This window comes from Pseudomonas sp. P7759 (genome assembly GCF_013386445.1).
GTDB lineage: Bacteria > Pseudomonadota > Gammaproteobacteria > Pseudomonadales > Pseudomonadaceae > Aquipseudomonas > Aquipseudomonas azotoformans_A.
The window spans coordinates 11,914-29,082 of sequence record NZ_JACART010000010.1 but is presented as its reverse complement, the minus strand read 5'-3'; the positions used below and the strand labels follow the sequence as shown (position 1 = coordinate 29,082).

17 protein-coding genes are annotated in these 17,169 nt (G+C 60.0%); 9 read left to right on the top strand and 8 right to left on the bottom strand.

Annotated elements, in window-relative coordinates; all coding sequences use genetic code 11:
- Positions 1-3: 3 nt before the first annotated feature.
- Positions 4-1,131 carry a muconate cycloisomerase family protein gene (locus HX823_RS13035; RefSeq protein WP_177075117.1) on the bottom strand — a complete coding sequence of 376 codons (1,128 nt, stop codon included), beginning with the start codon at positions 1,129-1,131 and terminating at the stop codon, positions 4-6.
- Between the two features lie 114 nt (positions 1,132-1,245).
- Between HX823_RS13035 and HX823_RS13030 the strand changes: the two genes are divergently transcribed.
- Entirely contained in the window at positions 1,246-2,121 is an 876-nt protein-coding gene (locus HX823_RS13030; RefSeq protein ID WP_177075116.1) for a LysR family transcriptional regulator, read from the top strand.
- On the opposite strand, the gene HX823_RS13025 is transcribed toward HX823_RS13030, so the two are convergent.
- Positions 2,118-3,104, bottom strand: coding sequence for a helix-turn-helix domain-containing protein (locus tag HX823_RS13025; RefSeq protein WP_177075115.1), 987 nt, complete (start codon positions 3,102-3,104; stop codon positions 2,118-2,120). The two genes, HX823_RS13030 and HX823_RS13025, sit on opposite strands and share 4 nt — an antisense overlap.
- Before the next feature lie 310 nt (positions 3,105-3,414).
- On the opposite strand from HX823_RS13025, the gene antA reads away from it, so the two are divergent.
- The 4 genes from antA (at position 3,415) to HX823_RS13005 (ending at position 7,926) form a co-directional block, all read left to right on the top strand.
- On the top strand, positions 3,415-4,806 hold the full coding sequence (gene antA, locus HX823_RS13020; protein ID WP_177075114.1) for an anthranilate 1,2-dioxygenase large subunit: 1,392 nt from the start codon (positions 3,415-3,417) through the stop codon (positions 4,804-4,806).
- Positions 4,806-5,297 (top strand): anthranilate 1,2-dioxygenase small subunit, encoded by a 492-nt coding sequence (antB, locus tag HX823_RS13015; RefSeq protein WP_177075113.1) that lies wholly within the window; start codon positions 4,806-4,808, stop codon positions 5,295-5,297. The genes antA and antB overlap by 1 nt, the downstream gene beginning before the upstream one ends.
- A gap of 148 nt (positions 5,298-5,445) precedes the next feature.
- Positions 5,446-6,453, top strand: coding sequence for an anthranilate 1,2-dioxygenase electron transfer component AntC (antC, locus tag HX823_RS13010; RefSeq protein WP_177075112.1), 1,008 nt, complete (start codon positions 5,446-5,448; stop codon positions 6,451-6,453).
- Positions 6,454-6,525: 72 nt separating this feature from the next.
- Positions 6,526-7,926 (top strand): amino acid permease, encoded by a 1,401-nt coding sequence (locus HX823_RS13005; RefSeq protein ID WP_177075111.1) that lies wholly within the window; start codon positions 6,526-6,528, stop codon positions 7,924-7,926.
- Positions 7,927-8,071: 145 nt separating this feature from the next.
- Here HX823_RS13005 and kynA read toward each other — a convergent pair whose 3' ends face one another.
- Both kynA and kynB read right to left on the bottom strand, forming a co-directional pair.
- Complete coding sequence (gene kynA / locus HX823_RS13000) at positions 8,072-8,929, bottom strand: tryptophan 2,3-dioxygenase (protein WP_016974893.1); 858 nt, start codon at positions 8,927-8,929, stop codon at positions 8,072-8,074.
- Complete coding sequence (kynB, locus tag HX823_RS12995; protein ID WP_177075110.1) at positions 8,926-9,576, bottom strand: arylformamidase; 651 nt, start codon at positions 9,574-9,576, stop codon at positions 8,926-8,928. The genes kynA and kynB overlap by 4 nt, the downstream gene beginning before the upstream one ends.
- A 240-nt stretch (positions 9,577-9,816) precedes the next feature.
- Between kynB and HX823_RS12990 the strand changes: the two genes are divergently transcribed.
- Positions 9,817-10,161 (top strand): cupin domain-containing protein, encoded by a 345-nt coding sequence (locus HX823_RS12990; RefSeq protein WP_010206533.1) that lies wholly within the window; start codon positions 9,817-9,819, stop codon positions 10,159-10,161.
- 123 nt (positions 10,162-10,284) lie between these two features.
- Positions 10,285-10,995, top strand: a complete 711-nt coding sequence (locus HX823_RS12985; protein ID WP_038847151.1) for a Sir2 family NAD-dependent protein deacetylase — start codon at positions 10,285-10,287, stop codon at positions 10,993-10,995.
- A gap of 47 nt (positions 10,996-11,042) precedes the next feature.
- On the opposite strand, the gene mmsB is transcribed toward HX823_RS12985, so the two are convergent.
- Both mmsB and HX823_RS12975 read right to left on the bottom strand, forming a co-directional pair.
- On the bottom strand, positions 11,043-11,930 hold the full coding sequence (mmsB, locus tag HX823_RS12980; protein ID WP_038847136.1) for a 3-hydroxyisobutyrate dehydrogenase: 888 nt from the start codon (positions 11,928-11,930) through the stop codon (positions 11,043-11,045).
- Between the two features lie 15 nt (positions 11,931-11,945).
- Positions 11,946-13,463 (bottom strand): CoA-acylating methylmalonate-semialdehyde dehydrogenase, encoded by a 1,518-nt coding sequence (locus HX823_RS12975; RefSeq protein WP_177075109.1) that lies wholly within the window; start codon positions 13,461-13,463, stop codon positions 11,946-11,948.
- 129 nt (positions 13,464-13,592) lie between these two features.
- On the opposite strand from HX823_RS12975, the gene HX823_RS12970 reads away from it, so the two are divergent.
- Positions 13,593-14,540: a LysR family transcriptional regulator gene (locus tag HX823_RS12970; RefSeq protein WP_177075108.1), complete on the top strand. Its 948-nt coding sequence runs from the start codon at positions 13,593-13,595 to the stop codon at positions 14,538-14,540.
- 314 nt (positions 14,541-14,854) lie between these two features.
- On the top strand, positions 14,855-15,145 hold the full coding sequence (locus HX823_RS12965; protein ID WP_025859400.1) for a DUF3077 domain-containing protein: 291 nt from the start codon (positions 14,855-14,857) through the stop codon (positions 15,143-15,145).
- Between the two features lie 45 nt (positions 15,146-15,190).
- Here the strand turns inward: HX823_RS12965 and HX823_RS12960 are convergent, their stop codons facing one another.
- Together HX823_RS12960 and HX823_RS12955 are read right to left on the bottom strand one after the other, a co-directional pair.
- On the bottom strand, positions 15,191-16,138 hold the full coding sequence (locus tag HX823_RS12960) for a LysR substrate-binding domain-containing protein (protein ID WP_177075107.1): 948 nt from the start codon (positions 16,136-16,138) through the stop codon (positions 15,191-15,193).
- Positions 16,138-16,986 carry an EamA family transporter gene (locus HX823_RS12955; protein WP_177075106.1) on the bottom strand — a complete coding sequence of 283 codons (849 nt, stop codon included), beginning with the start codon at positions 16,984-16,986 and terminating at the stop codon, positions 16,138-16,140. Before HX823_RS12955 ends, HX823_RS12960 begins: the two co-directional genes overlap by 1 nt.
- Positions 16,987-17,169 lie beyond the last annotated feature (183 nt).

Sequence of the window (17,169 nt, the reverse complement as noted above, 5' to 3'; positions counted from 1 at the left end):
CTCTTAGTGTTTGTCACGACGGAAGAACGCCAGGCGCTCTTCATCGATGGCCAGGCCCAGGCCCGGTGCGGTGGAGACATGCAGCTGAAAATCGCGGTACACCGGCGGTTCGGTGAGTATGTCTTCGGTGAGCAACAATGGGCCGAACAACTCGGTGTCCCACGCCAGTTTGTTCAGCGTGAGAAAGGCATGGGCCGAGGCCAGGGTGCCGATGCCGCCTTCGAGCATGGTGCCGCCGTACAGGCCGATGCCCGCCGCTTCGGCAATGGCGGCGGTACGCAATACGGCGCGCGGACCGCCGTTCTTGGCGATCTTCAACGCAAACACCGAGGCCGCACCTTCGCGGGCGAGGTTGAAGGCATCTTCGACACACTCGATGGATTCATCGGCCATGATCGGCGCCGGACTCGACAGGTTGAGCCGCACCATGCCGCCCCGGTTGTTGCGTGAGATGGGTTGTTCGATCAGGTCGATACCATTGTCGCCGAGCACCTTGCAGGCACGCAGTGCCACCGCCTCATCCCAAGCCTGGTTGACGTCGACGCGCACACTGGCGCGGTCGCCCAGGGCTTTTTTGATCGCGATCACATGGGCCAGGTCCTGGCTGACTTCACCGGCGCCGATCTTCAATTTAAAGATGCGGTGGCGGCGCAGGTCGAGCATCTTTTCCGCTTCGGCAATGTCCTTTTCCGTGTTGCCGCTGGCCAGGGTCCAGGCCACCGGCAAGGCATCGCGCACACGGCCGCCGAGCAGTTCGCTGACCGGCAGGTTCAAGCGTTTGCCCAGTGCATCGAGCAAGGCGCTTTCGATCCCGGACTTGGCAAAGGTGTTGCCGCGAATGCTGCGTTCCAGGCGCAACATGGCCGCGTTGATATTGCTCGCGTCCTGGCCGATCAGCAGCGGCGCGAAGTGGCGGTCGATGTTGATCTTGATGCTGTCGGGGCTTTCGTTGCCGTAGCTCAGGCCGCCAATGGTAGTGGCTTCGCCGATGCCCTCGATGCCGTCGGCGCAGCGCAGGCGGATGATCACCAAGGTCTGGTTTTGCATCGTGTGCATCGCCAGCTTGTGCGGGCGAATGGTGGGGAGGTCGACGATGATCGTGTCGATCGACTCGATGGCGCAAATCGGCATGGCTATACCCGTTGAGTTCTTTTTAGGTTTGAGCCGATTCTGTGCCGTATTTTTAAAGGCTTCCAATATAGAATGGGTCTCAAGCAATACCCTCAAGGTATGAAAGGAGTGGTTATGGAATTGCGTCATCTGCGCTATTTCCAGGTGCTGGGGGAAACCCTCAACTTCACCCGCGCCGCCGAACGTTTGCACATCGCCCAGCCGCCGTTGAGCCGGCAGATCCAGCAATTGGAAGATGAGTTGGGGGTGATCCTGCTGGAGCGCGGCCGACCGTTGCGGCTGACCGAAGCCGGGCGGTTTTTCTATGAGCATGCCAATGTGCTGCTGGAACAACTGAGCAAGGTCTGCGACAACACCCGGCGCATCGGCCAAGGCGAGAAGACTTGGCTGGGCATCGGCTTTGCGCCCTCGACCTTGTATGGCGTGCTGCCGGAACTGATCCGCCGGCTGCGCACCCATGAGGCGCTGGAGCTGGAGTTGGGGCTGTCGGAAATGACCACCTTGCAGCAGGTCGAAGCGCTCAAGGCCGGGCGTATCGATGTGGGGTTCGGGCGGATTCGCATCGACGACCCGGCCATCGTCCAGCGCGTGCTGGTGGAGGATCGGCTGGTCGCCGTGCTGCCTGCCGGCCACCCGTTGCTCGATGCGCCCGCCACCCTCGCCCAACTGGCCGCCGAGCCCTTTGTGCTCTACCCCGGCAACCCGCGCCCCAGCTACGCCGACCATGTGATCGCACTGTTCGACGCCCATGGCCTGAGCCTCAAGGTGGCGCAGTGGACCAACGAATTGCAGACCGCCATTGGTTTGGTCGGCGCCGGCATGGGCGTGACGCTGGTGCCCGCCTCGGTGCAGGTGCTGCACCGCGCGGACATCGGCTACACACCGGTGGTGGAGGCCACGGCGACCTCGCCGATCATCCTCAGCCGACGGGTGAATGACCAGTCGCCGGGGCTCAGTCATTGCCTGCAACTGGTGGAAGAGTTGATCTAGCCACGCAGGCGCCGCGCATCGTTGCGCTGCAGCGTCTGGCTCGGCGACTCATCGAACAGCTTGCGATACTCCGCCGAAAACCGCCCAAGGTGGGTAAAGCCCCAGCCCAGGGCAATCTCGGAGATGGTGCAGGTGGAGCCCTGTTCAAGGATGGCCTGGCGCACCGCAGAAAGCCGATGCTTTTTCAAGTAGGCCATCGGCGACAGCGCAAAGTATTTGCGAAAGGCATCAAACAACTTGAACCGCGATACGCCAGCCGCGGCCTCCAGGTCTTCCAGATGCACGGCGTCCCGAGCATTGTCGTGGATGTACTGGCGCGCACGGATCAGGTAATGCGGCAGTTTCACACCCAGGACATCGCGCAGCTCTTCGGAGTAATTGTTCGGCTGGGCCAGGATCAGGCCCTTGATCAGCGAGCTTTCCAGGTCACGGGTAAACGCCGGTTGCTCATACAATTCACTGCCGTGTTCCAGCTCCGCGATGAAGTAGCGCGCCATGCGCCACCACGCCGCCGAAGCGCCGTCCACCGCGTCCATCACCGATTCAAAGCGCAGCGGCGCATCAATTGGCCGTTGCAGCAAACCTTCCAGCGACTCACTCATCGCCGCCCGCGTGATCACTACCTGCAACTTGCGGCAGTCGCCAGAAATCGCCAGCACCTGATGCTCGTTGGGCGAGATGATCACGCCCTGGTCGCGGTTGGAGCTCAGGCGCTCACCGTTCTTGCTCAACTCCTGCTCGCCCACCAACGGCAGGCTCAGGCTGTAGCTGCTGAAGTGCTCGGCGTCTTCGATGTCGATGGTCACGTCGGTGCCGTATTCGATCACGCCCAAGGTGGTGGCGCGGGACTTGAACATGTTGGCACTGTGGTGGAAACGCAGGCGCTCGGGCGTGGCGGTGGCCAGGCGATGGGGCCCGCAGATGCCGGACATCCAGCTGCGTGCGCCTTCCAGGTCGAAGCGTTGAATCGTTTGGCTGCTCATCAGGGTGCACCCACGGCGGTTAGGCTGTTGCGCGCTCTGGCGGCGCGTCGTTGTTGTTCGACAGCAAATAATGCGCCACGCCGGCGCAATCACCAGCGGGTGGATAGCAAGGGTCGACTAAGTGGATAAGCCGCCGACTTTTGCGGCCATTGCCTTGCCAAACAGTAGCGCATCCCGTCACCGCTGCGCACCGGGTTGGGTATTTGCTGCCCAATTATCCGGCGCAGGTTCCCCCACTAAGCGGATAGCCCGCGCCCTGCCCCGCAGCCTTTAATAAACCACCGATTAGCCCTATCAAAAGGTGCCTCCCATGAGTGGTGCAAGAAGCGTCGAGCAGTGGAAAACATTTATCGAAGGTTGTCTGGATTTTCGCCCGGCGGATGAAGTGTTCCGCATCGCCCGTGACATGTTCACCGAGCCGGAACTGTTCGATCTGGAGATGGAACTGATCTTCGAAAAAAACTGGATCTACGCCTGCCACGAAAGCGAACTGGCGAATAACCACGACTTCGTGACGATGCGCGCCGGGCGCCAGCCGATGATCATCACCCGCGACGGCGAAGGCCACCTCAACGCGCTGATCAACGCCTGCCAGCATCGCGGCACCACCTTGACGCGGGTCGGCAAGGGCAACCAGTCCACCTTCACCTGCCCGTTCCATGCCTGGTGCTACAAGAGCGATGGCCGGCTGGTGAAGGTCAAGGCGCCGGGGGAATACCCGGAGGGGTTCGACAAGGCGACGCGCGGGCTGAAAAAGGCCCGCATCGAAAGCTACAAAGGCTTTGTGTTCATCAGCCTGGATGTGGCGGGCACCGACAGCCTGGAAGACTTCCTGGGCGACGCCAAAGTGTTCTTCGACATGATGGTCGCCCAGTCCGCTACCGGTGAGTTGGAGGTATTGCCGGGCAAATCCGCCTACACCTACGACGGCAACTGGAAGCTGCAAAACGAGAACGGCCTGGACGGTTATCACGTCAGCACCGTGCACTACAACTACGTGGCCACGGTGCAGCATCGCCAGCAAGTGAACACCGAGAACGGCACCGGCGCAGGCAGCACCCTCGATTACAGCAAGCTCGGCGCGGGTGACGCCAACACCGATGACGGCTGGTTCGCCTTCAACAATGGTCACAGTGTGTTGTTCAGCGACATGCCCAACCCCAGCGTGCGCTCCGGCTACGCCACCATCATGCCGCGCCTGGTGGAAGAACACGGCCAGCCAAAGGCCGAGTGGATGATGCACCGCCTGCGCAACTTGAATATCTACCCGAGCCTGTTCTTCCTCGACCAGATCAGCTCACAACTGCGCATCATCCGCCCGGTGGCGTGGAACAAAACCGAGATCATCAGCCAGTGCCTGGGGGTGAAGGGCGAATCCGACGCGGACCGCGAAAACCGTATTCGTCAGTTCGAAGACTTTTTCAACGTGTCGGGCATGGGCACGCCGGATGACCTGGTGGAATTTCGCGAGGCCCAGCGCGGTTTCCAGGGCCGCCTGGAACGCTGGAGCGACATCTCACGCGGCAGCCACCGCTGGGAAACCGGCCCCACGCCCAACAGCGAAGCCATCGGCATCCAACCGGCCATGACCGGCACCGAATTCACCCATGAAGGCCTCTATGTGAACCAGCATCGCAACTGGCAGCAGTTCCTGCTCAAGGGCCTGGACAGACAAGCGCTGACATTGCGGGAGGTGAAGTGATGAATGCGCAACTGCAGTACCAGATCGAGCAGTTCTTCTACCGCAAATCCGAGCTGTGCGACGCGCAGGACTGGGACGCCTATGTGCAGCTGTTCGACCCGCAGAGCGAGTTCCACCTGCCGCAATGGGACTCGGAACACGTCTACACCCGTGATCCCAAGCGCGAGATGTCGTTGATCTATTACGCCAACCGCTCGGGCCTGGAAGACCGTGTGTTCCGTTTGCGCACCGGCAAAGCCGCGTCGGCGACACCGATGCCGCGCACCTTGCACCTGATCAATAACGTGCGCGTGGCGGAGCAGGCGGATGGAACGCTGGAGGTGCGTTTGAACTGGCACACGTTGTTCTATCGATTGGCTACGTCAGAGCAGTTCTACGGACAGGCTACCTACAGCCTCAAGCCGAATGGCGACAGTTGGTTGATCACCCGCAAGCACGCGTTGCTGCTCAACGACACCATCAACTCGGTGCTGGATTTCTATCACCTCTAACCCAGCACATCACACCTTGTGGCGAGGGCGCTTGCTCCCGCTGGGCTGCGTAGCGGCCCCAAAATCTTGGGAGCGCTGCGCACTCCAGCGGGAGCAAGCGCCCTCGCCACAAGTTATGCGCCAGCAATACATGCGTGGAGTTTCGCGAATGAATCACAAAGTAGCCTTCAGTTTTGCCGACGGCAAAACCCTGTTTTTCCCGGTGGGCGCCCATGAAATCCTGCTGGATGCGGCGCTGCGCAACGGCATCAAGATCCCGCTGGATTGCCGTGAAGGGGTGTGCGGCACCTGCCAGGGCCGTTGCGAATCCGGCGATTACAGCCAGGACTATGTAGACGAAGAAGCCCTGTCCAGCCTCGACCTGCAACAGCGCAAGATGCTCAGTTGCCAGACGCGGGTAAAGTCCGACGCGACGTTCTATTTCGACTTTGATTCGAGCCTGTGCAACGCGCCGGGACCGGTTCAGGTCAAGGGCAGCGTGAGCGCGGTGGAGCAGGTGTCGGCCAGCACGGCGATCCTGCAGGTGCAGTTGGATCAGGCACTGGATTTTCTGCCGGGCCAATATGCCCGCCTGGCGGTGCCTGGCACGGACAGTTGGCGCTCATATTCTTTCGCCAACCTGCCGGGCAACCGCCTGCAATTTTTGGTGCGCCTGTTGCCCGATGGGGTGATGAGCAACTACCTGCGCGAGCGCTGCCAGGTGGGCGATGAGTTGTTGATGGAAGCGCCTCTCGGCGCCTTTTACCTGCGTCATGTCACCCAGCCATTGGTACTGGTGGCGGGTGGCACCGGGTTGTCGGCCTTGCTGGGTATGCTCGATGAACTGGCCGCTAATGGTTGCGACCAACCGGTGCACCTCTACTACGGCGTACGCGGTGCCGAGGATTTGTGCGAAGCGGCGCGTATCCGGGCCTATGCCTCGACAATTGCCAACTTTCGCTATACCGAAGTCCTCAGCGCACCGTCAGAGGATTGGCCCGGCAAGCGCGGCTACCTCACCGAGCATTTTGACCTGGCCGAATTGCGGGACAGTTCGGCGGATATGTACCTGTGCGGCCCCCCTCCAATGGTCGAATCCATCCAGCAATGGCTGGCGGATCAGGCACTTGATGGCGTTCAGCTGTATTACGAAAAGTTTACGCAGAGTAATATCTGACCCCTCAGCACTTCTGAGGGGCAGATGCGGCGTGCACTCAACCCTGAGAACAACAAGTAGAAGGGAATGTTAATGGCGGATGACATGGTTAACCCGGTAGGCCTCAAGCGGGGCTTGAAGAACCGGCACATTCAGCTGATCGCCTTGGGAGGGGCGATCGGCACGGGGTTGTTCCTCGGCTCGGCCGGGGTGCTCAAGTCGGCGGGGCCGTCGATGATCCTGGGCTACGCGATTGCCGGTTTCATCGCGTTCCTGATCATGCGCCAGCTCGGCGAGATGATCGTCGAAGAGCCGGTGGCCGGCTCCTTCAGCCACTTCGCGCACAAATACTGGGGCGGCTACGCGGGCTTCCTGGCGGGCTGGAACTACTGGGTACTCTACGTGCTGGTGGGCATGGCCGAACTGACGGCGGTGGGCAAGTACATCCAGTTCTGGTGGCCGGAGATCCCGACTTGGGTCAGTGCACTGGTGTTCTTTGTCGCGGTGAACCTGATCAACACCCTGAACGTGAAGTTCTTCGGTGAAGCCGAGTTCTGGTTTGCGATCATCAAGGTGGTGGCGATTGTCGGCATGATCGTGCTCGGCTGCTACCTGCTGTTCAGCGGCACCGGCGGTCCACAAGCCTCGGTCAGCAACCTGTGGAGCCACGGCGGGTTCTTCCCGAATGGCGGCATGGGGCTGTTGATGTCCATGGCGTTCATTATGTTCTCGTTCGGTGGCCTGGAGCTGGTCGGCATCACTGCCGCCGAAGCCAGCGAGCCGCGCAAGGTGATCCCGAAAGCGATCAACCAGGTGGTTTACCGGATCCTGATTTTCTACGTCGGCGCCCTGACCGTGCTGCTGTCGCTGTACCCGTGGGACCAGTTGCTGCAAACCCTCGGCGCCTCGGGCGATGCCTACAGCGGTAGCCCGTTCGTGCAGATCTTCTCGCTGATCGGCAACGACACCGCCGCGCACATCCTCAACTTCGTGGTGCTGACCGCGGCGTTGTCGGTGTACAACAGCGGCGTGTACTGCAACAGCCGCATGCTGTTCGGCCTGGCCGAGCAAGGTGATGCACCGAAATCGCTGATGAAGCTGAACAAGCAAGGTGTGCCGATCCGCGCCCTGGCGATTTCAGCGCTGGTGACGATGCTGTGCGTGGTGGTCAACTACGTGGCACCGCAGAGCGCGCTGGAACTGCTGTTCGCGCTGGTGGTTGCCTCACTGATGATCAACTGGGCGCTGATCAGCATTACCCACATCAAGTTCCGCAAAGCCATGGGCGAACAAGGCCTGACGCCGTCGTTCAAGACCTTCTGGTTCCCGTTCAGCAACTACCTGTGCCTGGCGTTCATGGTGATGATCATCAGCGTGATGCTGGCGATTCCGGGCATCAGCGAGTCGGTGTATGCGATGCCGGTGTGGGTGGGGATTATCTACGTTGCCTACCGGTTGCGGATGAGAAACGCAAAAGTAGCTGTAGCGCAGTAACCTGATGTGGGAGCGGGCTTGCTCGCGAATGCGGTGTGTCAGCTACACAAAAGTTGACTGACCCACCGCTTTCGCGAGCAAGCCCGCTCCCACAGTTTTGATCGCATTCCAAAATGAAAAGCCCCGGTGATCCGGGGCTTTTTGTTTAGAGCGTTGAGCGTACTCGCCACAGTTCTGGGAACAGCACGGTGTCGAGCATCTTGCGCAAATACCCCACCCCTTCGGTGCCGCCCGTGCCCGGCTGGAAGCCGATGATCCGCTCGACCGTGGTCACATGGCGGAAGCGCCACTGACGGAACGAGTCCTCCAGGTCGATAAACTTTTCGGCCAACTGATACAAATCCCAGTAGCGGCTCGGATCGCGATACACCTCACGCCACGCCGCCTCTACCGATTCATCGTGGACCGTCGCGGCCGTCGGGTCACGCTCGGCGCGCTTCGGATCAATCGCCAAGCCGGCCTTGACCATCAGGTTGATCGCCTCGTCATACAGCGACGGTGTGGCAATCGCCACTTTCAACTCGTTCAACAACTCCGGCCGATGGGCGTGGGGCCGCAACAGCGCCGCGCTTTTATTGCCGAGGATAAATTCGATCTCACGGTACTGGAACGACTGAAACCCCGACGACTGCCCCAGGAACGGGCGGATCGACTTGTACTCCGACGGCGTCATCGTCGCCAGCACCGCCCAGGCGTGCACCAGTTGGTCGAAGATCCGCGACACCCGCGCCAGCATCTTGAACGCCGGCGGCAGCTCGCCCAGGCGCACGTGTTCGCGGGCGGCCTTGAGTTCGTGGAGCATCAGTTTCATCCACAGCTCGGAGGTCTGGTGCTGGATGATGAAGAGCATTTCGTTGTGGTCCGGCGACAGCGGATGCTGGGCGCTGAGGACTTTGCCCAGGTCCAGGTAATCGCCGTAGCTCATGGACTCGGAGAAATTCAGTTCGGCGTTATGCCATTCTTCGGGCGGCTGGTAGTCAGCAGAGAAAGGACATTGGCTCATCGCGTGGGCTCCTTGAGCGGACGGAGAATGGCGCGGACGGGGCTCGCGTCGAGGTTGGCAAACCGCAGCGGCAGTGCGATCAATTCATAGTCGCCCTCCGGTACGTCATCGAGCACGATGCCTTCGAGGATCGCCATGCCATGGCGAGCCACGGCGTTGTGGGAATCCATGGTCTTGGACTGCTGCGGGTCCAGGGATGGCGTATCGATGCCGATCAAGCGCACACCCAGGCGGGCAAGCAGCTCGATGGTTTGCGGAGCGATGGCGGTGAAATTCGAATCCCACTCAGTCAGCGGCGCTTGTGGATAAGTGCGCAGCAGCACCCGCTCGGGCAAGTTATCCACACGGCCTTCCAACTGATGCGGCTGCACCAGTGCGCCGCTGTCCAGGCAATGCAGCACCCGGCATGGGCCCATGTACACATCCAGCGACACCTCGCCAATCGGCGCGCCGTCCGCGCTGTAATGCAGCGGCGCATCCACGTGGGCGCCGGTATGTGGGGATAGCGTGATACGCCCGACATTCACCGGACACTCCGGGCCAAACTGCCACACGCGCTCTTCCTGGAACGGCGTATCCCCCGGCCAGGTCGGGGTCGCCGTACTCAAGGGCGGGCTGATATCCCACCACGTTTTTATTGGGTTCATTTCAAGGCTCTCGGCGGTTACTGGGGTGAATGATACGAGGGCCTGCTGCGAATTTTCTTGCGAATTCTGGCGTGAAGCGGGAAATCTTTCGCACTTACTGCGAGGAAATGGCGGATTGGTGATGGGTTATATCAAATAAACACCGCTGCGCTTCTGGGCATCCCGATGTCGAGTTCAGACCACTGACACAACGCCCGAGGCCTTAGGGTGGATCTTTCCATTCCCTGCCCTGGAGACATCATGTCCAAGCCCATCACCGTACTGCGCGACACCCATCCCCTGCCGGTCCTGGACGCCTGCAAATGGGAAAAGCTCGAAGGCGACCCGCACACCGTCAACCTCAACGCCTACACCAGCGAAGACGGCAGCAAGATCATGGGCACCTGGATCTGCACCCCGGGCAAGTGGTACGTGGACTACGTGAAGTGGGAATACTGCCACTTCCAGGAAGGCTACTGCATCATCACCCCAGAAGGCCTGGAGCCGATTCACTTGCGGGCTGGGGATATCTTCGTGGTGGAACCGGGGATGAAGGGGACGTGGGAAGTGGTGGAGACGGTGCGTAAGTATTTTGTGTTTGCTTGATTAAGTAGAGCCCGAAACGAGGAACACTCCTACAAAAAAACCGTCGCTAGCGACGGTTTTTTTGGGTCAGTATTTATGCCCTGCGCTCACGGAAGTTCGAGCGGAATGCGCGAGGCAACGTCCATGACCACTGACAAATGCAAACGAAAAATCGTCATCTTCACCGGCTCCGGCATCAGTGCCGAAAGTGGCTTGGACACGTTCAACGACGAAACCGGACTGTGGATGGACCATCGCGTCGAAGACGTGGCTACGCCCGAGGCATGGCATAGGCACCCCGCAGACGTGCTGGCGTTCTATAACGCGTTGCGGCACAAGGCGTGGACTGCACAGCCCAATGCGGCGCACCGCGCCATAGCGGAGTTGGAACAGCAGTTTGATGTCGTGGTGATCACGCAAAACGTCGACGACCTGCACGAGCGTGCAGGGTCTACGTGCGTTCTGCATCTGCATGGTCAAATCAACCTGGCGCAAAGCACGGTCGACGAGCAACTGACTTACAAGATCGACGATAAGCCGATCTTGCTCGGCGACACCTGTGAAAAAGGCAGCCAATTACGCCCCCATATCGTCTGGTATGGCGAAAATGTGCCGAATATCGAGAAGGCGCTGCAGCACTTTAAAAACGCAGAGAAAGTGCTGGTCGTGGGCACATCGCTGACCACTCAACCGGCCGCAGGACTGGTTACAAAAGCCAGGCATTCTGCCGAAAAGGTCCTGATTGGATTGGCCGTTTCGCGTAAGCCCTACGGCTACGAATTCATGCGAGGAAAGGCATCAAGTCTGGTGCCTTATGTGGTGGGATGCTGGCTGAAAGGTCAAAAGGCTCGCTAATTGCAAAAACCCGGGAGCCACTAAATGCCGGCTCCCGGAAAACGCCCCTATTTGGGCTTGCGATAGCTGTTGATAATCGCCGAGAAGTCTTTACCCCCTTCCCCACGCTGGCTCATCGATTGATATAACTGCTGGGCCACAGCGCCCAGAATCACGGGTTGCTTGGCCTGACGCGCCGCTTCGGTGGCCAGGCCCAAATCCTTGAGCATCAGGTCGGCACCAAACCCACCGGTGTACCCCCGCGACGACGGCGCGGTTTCGATCACGCCCGGCCATGGGTTGTAGGTGTCGGAACTCCAGCAACGCCCGGTCGAGCTGTTGATGATCCCCGCCAGCACTTGCGTGTCGATACCCAGCGCATCGCCCAACGCCATGGCTTCACTGACACCGACCATGCTGATCCCCAACAACAGGTTGTTGCAGATCTTGGCGATTTGCCCAGTGCCGACCTCACCGCAATGCACGATGTTGCGGCCCATCTGCGCCAGCACCGGCTGCAGGGTGGCGAACAGTTCGGGGGTGGCGCCGACCATGAAGGTCAGCGTCCCGGCTGCGGCGCCGCCCGTGCCGCCGGAGACGGGGGCGTCGGCCACGGTCACACCTTGCTTGGCCGCCGCAGCCGCCACATCGCGGATGGTCTGCGGGTCGATAGTGCTGCAATCCACCGCCGGTACGCCTTGGCCGATGCCGGCCAGTACGCCGTCTTCATTCAGCCACACGCTGCGCACATGGGCAGCAGCGGGCAGCATGGTGATCACCAGTTCAGCGCCCGTGGCCGCATCACGCGGTGAATCGCTGATGGTGCCACCCAGTTCGGCCAGTTCCTTGAGCACCGTCTGGTTCAGGTCGAACAGGTTCAGCGCATGGCCGGCCTTGATCAGGTTGCGGGCCATGGGTGCGCCCATGTTGCCCAAGCCGATAAATGCAATCTTCATGGTCGTCTCCCGGGATCAGCGCAGGTTGATGGTGGTGTTGACGCCATCGTTGACCGTGTCGTCATCGAACCAGCGGCTGGTGACGGTCTTGGTCTGGGTGTAGAACTGCACCACTTGCTTGCCGTACGGGCCGAGGTCGCCGAGCTTGGAGCCACGGGAACCGGTGAAGCTGAAGAACGGCACCGGCACCGGGATCGGGATGTTGATGCCGACCTGGCCCACGTCGATTTCGCTCTGGAACTTACGCGCCGCCGCGCCGCTCTGGGTGAACAGGCCGGTGCCGTTGCCGAACGGGTTGGCATTGACCAGCGCGATGGCCTCGTCGAGGGTCGCGACCTCCAGCACCACCAGCACCGGACCGAAGATTTCCTGGGTGTAGATTTGCATATCGGTGGTCACGCCCGAGAACAGGGTCGGGCCGACAAAGTTGCCTTGCTCGAAGCCCGCCACCTTGATGTCACGGCCGTCCAGCTCCAGCTTGGCGCCTTCTTTTACGCCGCTCTCGATGAGTTCCAGGATGCGTGCCTTGGCACGTTTGGAGATCACCGGGCCGACGTCGGTGCCCGCTTCACTGCCGGCGTTGACCTTGAGTTTCTGCGCCAGCGCTTTCAGGTCCGGCAACCATTGCTTGGACGCGCCCACCAGCACCACCACCGAAGTGGCCATGCAACGCTGGCCCGCCGCGCCAAAACCGGCACCGACCAGGGCATTGAGGGTGTGCTCGCGGTTGGCATCCGGCAGCACCACCGCGTGGTTCTTGGCGCCCATCATCGATTGCACACGCTTGCCGTGTTTGCCGGCCAAGTCATACACGTGAGTGCCCACAGCGGTCGAGCCGACAAAGGACACGGCCTTGATGTCTTTATGGGTGCACAGCGCATCCACCACATCCTTGCCGCCGTGCACCACATTGAGCACGCCAGCCGGCACGCCAGCTTCCAGCGCCAGCTCCACCAGCAGCATCGTCGACAGCGGGTCCTGCTCGGACGGTTTAAGGACGAAAGTGTTACCGCAAGCAATCGCCATCGGGAACATCCACAGCGGAATCATCGCCGGGAAGTTGAACGGAGTAATGCCAGCGCACACGCCGATGGGTTGGCGCAGGGTGTAGGTGTCGACGCCACCGGCAACGTTTTCAGCGAACTCGCCCATTTGCAGGGTGCCAATGGAGCAGGCGTGCTCCACCACTTCCAGGCCACGGAAAATATCGCCCTCGGCATCGGCAATGGTCTTGCCCTGCTCGTTGCTGAGCACCACGGCAATGCGCTTGGAATGTTCGCGGATCAAGGCTTGCAGCTTGAGCATGATGCGCATGCGTGCGCCGATCGGCGTCAGCTTCCAGGTCTGGAAGGCACGATGGGCAGCGTCGATGGCAGCGTTGACTTCATCGGGGGTGGAGAACGGGACTTTGGCCAGCACCTCTTGGGTGGCCGGGTTGACGATGTCTTGCCACTCGGTGGTCTTGGACTCGACCCACTCGCCGTTGATCAGCAACTTGACCTGTTGCACGGAAATATCGGCAGATGCGTTCATGTGGTCTCCAATCTTATATTTATGCAGAGACAAGGCGCGTAACCGCCTTGGGAAATGAGGCGTTCGGACTGTTTTTGGAGTATAGATGTGCAAATCTCTAATAAGAACGCACATAAAAGCCGGACCAATATGCAAAAAAACATCACGTCGCTGGGCTCCCTGAACTGGGATGACCTGAAGTTTTTCCTCGAAGTGGCCCGCACCCGCAAGGCCAGCGTGGCCGCCAAGCGCCTGGCGGTGGACTACACCACGGTGTCGCGGCGCATCAGTTCACTGGAAGTGTCACTCGGTACGTTGCTGTTCGAAAAATCCCGGACCAACGGCTTCGTGCTCACCACCGAGGGCCAGCGTTTGCTGGGCTACGCCGAGTCCATCGAAAGCACCCTGCACATGGCCTGCGAGCAAGTCTCCGGCTCCGGCGTGGCGCTGTCCGGCCATGTGCGCATGGGCTGCACCGAAGGGTTCGGCAGCTTTTTCGTCACCCCGCAATTAAGCCACTTCGTCGACACCTACCCCGCCATCTCGGTAGACATCCTGCCCCTGCCCCACTTCATCAGCCTGTCCAAACGCGAAGCCGACATCGTCATCGCCCTGGAACGCCCGGAACATGGGCCCTATGTGTGCTGCAAATTGTGCGACTACAAATTGCAGCTGTACGCGACCCAGGAATACCTCGACCAGCACCCACCGATCCGCAAACCGGCAGATTTGGCCGAGCATCCGTTTATCAGCTATGTGGATGACTTGGCCTTCAGCTCTGAGCTGCTGTACCTGGCCAACGTGGTGCCCGGCGCCAGCGCCAGTTTGCGCAGTACCAGCGTGATTGCGCAGTACGTGGCGGCGCAGCAGGGTCGGTCGATGGCGATATTGCCGTGCTTTCTGGCGGCGCAGGATCCACGGTTGTTGCCGGTGCTGGGGGAGCAGATTTCCATCACTCGCCAGTTCTGGATGTATTGCCGGGAGGATTTGAGGAAGTTGAAGCGGATTACGTTGTTGTGGGACTACATCAGGGAAGTGACGGAGCAGAATCAGGGGTTGTTGATGGGGGAGACCAGGGAGATCACGTTCGCGGATTAAAGGGCCATCAACGATGATTCGCTTTAATTTGCAGGACGTTTCCTAGAGAATCTCCGGCCTATTGTGCCTTAGGGTTCGAGTCATTAGCCTCCGTACTTCGCTGACATCAGCGAACGGGTTTAGCGACCCGAACCCGGACACAGCCTCCAACGGCAAGCGCTTCATGCTCGTCGTTGTCGTGTTATGGCGGCTGTGCGTGGGAGACCTTCGGGTCTGCCGGGTCCTGGGTCCGGTTCGCTAACCTGCGTACAGCTGCCACCCTTTCATGTTTAGCGACATGAGTGGGTGGCTCCCTAAACTCCCAGGTATAGATCATGACTAAAATCGTCCCCGATCCACCGCTCTCCTCCATCACCACCCTCGGCGTCGTCACCTTCGGCGATTACGGCGAAAACGAAAAACCCCTGTTCCGCGTCAACGCCGGCATGCCCATTGAGGAGGCTTTAGAGCACGCCTCCACCCTGCTTTTTTACTCCAAGAAACTCGCGATGGAAGCCGCCATGGATGTGCGCGGCGAGCAATACGCGTGGGCCGCGCATTACCTGTGTGAAATGGGCAAAGCCGTGGTCGATGACCTGACGCAAGCCATGACACCGGGCCGTTAAGCGAACACCGTTCGAATGCGGGAGGAGCCCTGCTCCTTCCCACATTTAAACGGCGGTGGTCCCGGCTATTTGTGGATACCGAGCCCGAACTTCGCGCAGGAACTCGCCCGCACGGGTCTTGAGCCATTCAATCAGACGCGCAATATCCGGCTCTGACTGCCGCCCATTTCGACAAATGATGTAGTAGGCCGCTGGGGACATCATTACGGGGCTTTTCAACGCAACCAATGCACCGTTTTCCAATTGGTCATACACCAACGCAGTCCTGCCCAGCGCAATCCCTGTGCCCTTTACCGCCAGACTGATCGCCAGGCTAGAATCCGGAAATCGAGGCCCATGGTGATAAGGCGGCGTCGGCAGGCCCTGAAACGCAAACCAGCTTTCCCACCCCGGACACACCTGATCGTCCACCCTATGAATCAGCGGGTATTGGGCGACATCCTCCGGCGCAATATCCCCCTTCGGCCTTAGAAATTCCGGCGAGCAAACGGGGAACACCGCGTCACGCATCAGCAGTTCAACATGATGATCCGGGTAATCGCCATACCCCATCACCACCGCGACATCGTATTGATGCGCTTCCAGACTGGTGCTGTTGATGTCGGCGCTGGTCAACACCAGATCAAGGTTGAACGAAGCCTCAGTGTGAGAGCCGTGCATCCTGGGGATCAGCCATGTCGAGCAGAGCGAGGACGTGCATGAGAGGTACAGCGGTCGGGACTTTGCGGGGTTGAATGAATGCAAGACCCCATCCAGCGCCTTGAAAAATCCGTCGGTGACCGGCAACAAAGCCTGCCCTGCGCACGTCAGCTTGACGCCGCGCGAATGCCGCTCAAACAACTGCACGCCCCACCATTCCTCCAGGCCTGCAATTTGATGGCTGATGGCGCTGGCGGTGAGGTTAAGCTGCGACGCCGCACGCGCAAAGCTACCGGTTTGCGCAGCGCTGACGAACGCTTGAAGCATCGGAGTGGGAGGCGGACGCTGGGCCATCAGGTGCTCACTTTGATCAAGATGATCCCGCAAACAATGACGAATGCCGACAGCATCCGTCGCCAACCGAACTGTTCGTGAAAGAACAGCGCGGCAATAATGGCGCCGATAATAACACTGGTTTCCCGCAGCGCTGAGACCTTGGCCACCGCGTCCAGCGACAACGCAAACAACACCAATCCGTAAGACGCCAGGTAAAAAACACCGCCCAACAGGCCGACTCGCCAATGCCCACGTATCGCACGCATCAAGGCCAAACGCTCCCTGGAAAACGCCAGCACCGGGATCGGAATGCTCTGGAATACCGTCAGGTAGATGATGTATTGCAACACCGTTTCACTGGCTCTCACGCCTTTGGCGTCCACCACCGTGTAAGCCGCGATAAACGCCCCGGCACACACCGCCATCAGGATCGGCTTGAGCATCTGCGCCGTCATCCTGCGCACAAAGGTCAGGCTGATAATGCCTACACAAATCAACACCACACCCGCCAGCGCCTCGCGTGACAACTGCTCATGCAACAGAAAGCAGGAAAACAACGCGACCAGTACCGGCGGTATCCCACGCATCACCGGGTACACCTGCCCGAAATCTCCCGTTTCGTAGGCTTTGATCAGAAATAGCCGATAGACCGTATTGAGTCCCACGGAGACGAGGATGTAGCCCCACACCTCCAGGCTCGGCACGCTGACAAACGGCAACGCCAAAAGGCATATCACCAGGGCGGTGCCATCCACCATGGCCAAGGTCATGAAGCGACTGCTGCCGGCGCGGACGACAGCGTTCCAGGTGGCGTGCATGAAGGCAGAGATCAAGACCAGCGTGATCGCGATATCGGAGTTGTCCATGGGGCTCGGCTTATGGCTGGTATCGGAAGATTTGAATGATGAGCTTTGGGGCGACTCAGAGCGGCCATTTAACTAAGCCGACTTCGTGCGAAAAAGCGAAACCTCGTCAGCCTAGCCATCAACATTCGTCATCGCAGAGCTTTCCTACGGAGAAGTTACTTAGCAAACGCTGTTTCAGGCACA

Bases quoted from the DNA above. Each gene is read 5' to 3' on its own strand.
- HX823_RS13035 (WP_177075117.1), bottom strand. From the start codon at position 1,131: ATGCCGATTTGCGCCATCGAGTCGATCGACACGATCATCGTCGACCTC.
- HX823_RS13030 (WP_177075116.1), top strand. From the start codon at position 1,246: ATGGAATTGCGTCATCTGCGCTATTTCCAGGTGCTGGGGGAAACCCTC.
- HX823_RS13025 (WP_177075115.1), bottom strand. From the start codon at position 3,104: ATGAGCAGCCAAACGATTCAACGCTTCGACCTGGAAGGCGCACGCAGC.
- antA (WP_177075114.1), top strand. From the start codon at position 3,415: ATGAGTGGTGCAAGAAGCGTCGAGCAGTGGAAAACATTTATCGAAGGT.
- antB (WP_177075113.1), top strand. From the start codon at position 4,806: ATGAATGCGCAACTGCAGTACCAGATCGAGCAGTTCTTCTACCGCAAA.
- antC (WP_177075112.1), top strand. From the start codon at position 5,446: ATGAATCACAAAGTAGCCTTCAGTTTTGCCGACGGCAAAACCCTGTTT.
- HX823_RS13005 (WP_177075111.1), top strand. From the start codon at position 6,526: ATGGCGGATGACATGGTTAACCCGGTAGGCCTCAAGCGGGGCTTGAAG.
- kynA (WP_016974893.1), bottom strand. From the start codon at position 8,929: ATGAGCCAATGTCCTTTCTCTGCTGACTACCAGCCGCCCGAAGAATGG.
- kynB (WP_177075110.1), bottom strand. From the start codon at position 9,576: ATGAACCCAATAAAAACGTGGTGGGATATCAGCCCGCCCTTGAGTACG.
- HX823_RS12990 (WP_010206533.1), top strand. From the start codon at position 9,817: ATGTCCAAGCCCATCACCGTACTGCGCGACACCCATCCCCTGCCGGTC.
- HX823_RS12985 (WP_038847151.1), top strand. From the start codon at position 10,285: ATGACCACTGACAAATGCAAACGAAAAATCGTCATCTTCACCGGCTCC.
- mmsB (WP_038847136.1), bottom strand. From the start codon at position 11,930: ATGAAGATTGCATTTATCGGCTTGGGCAACATGGGCGCACCCATGGCC.
- HX823_RS12975 (WP_177075109.1), bottom strand. From the start codon at position 13,463: ATGAACGCATCTGCCGATATTTCCGTGCAACAGGTCAAGTTGCTGATC.
- HX823_RS12970 (WP_177075108.1), top strand. From the start codon at position 13,593: ATGCAAAAAAACATCACGTCGCTGGGCTCCCTGAACTGGGATGACCTG.
- HX823_RS12965 (WP_025859400.1), top strand. From the start codon at position 14,855: ATGACTAAAATCGTCCCCGATCCACCGCTCTCCTCCATCACCACCCTC.
- HX823_RS12960 (WP_177075107.1), bottom strand. From the start codon at position 16,138: ATGGCCCAGCGTCCGCCTCCCACTCCGATGCTTCAAGCGTTCGTCAGC.
- HX823_RS12955 (WP_177075106.1), bottom strand. From the start codon at position 16,986: ATGGACAACTCCGATATCGCGATCACGCTGGTCTTGATCTCTGCCTTC.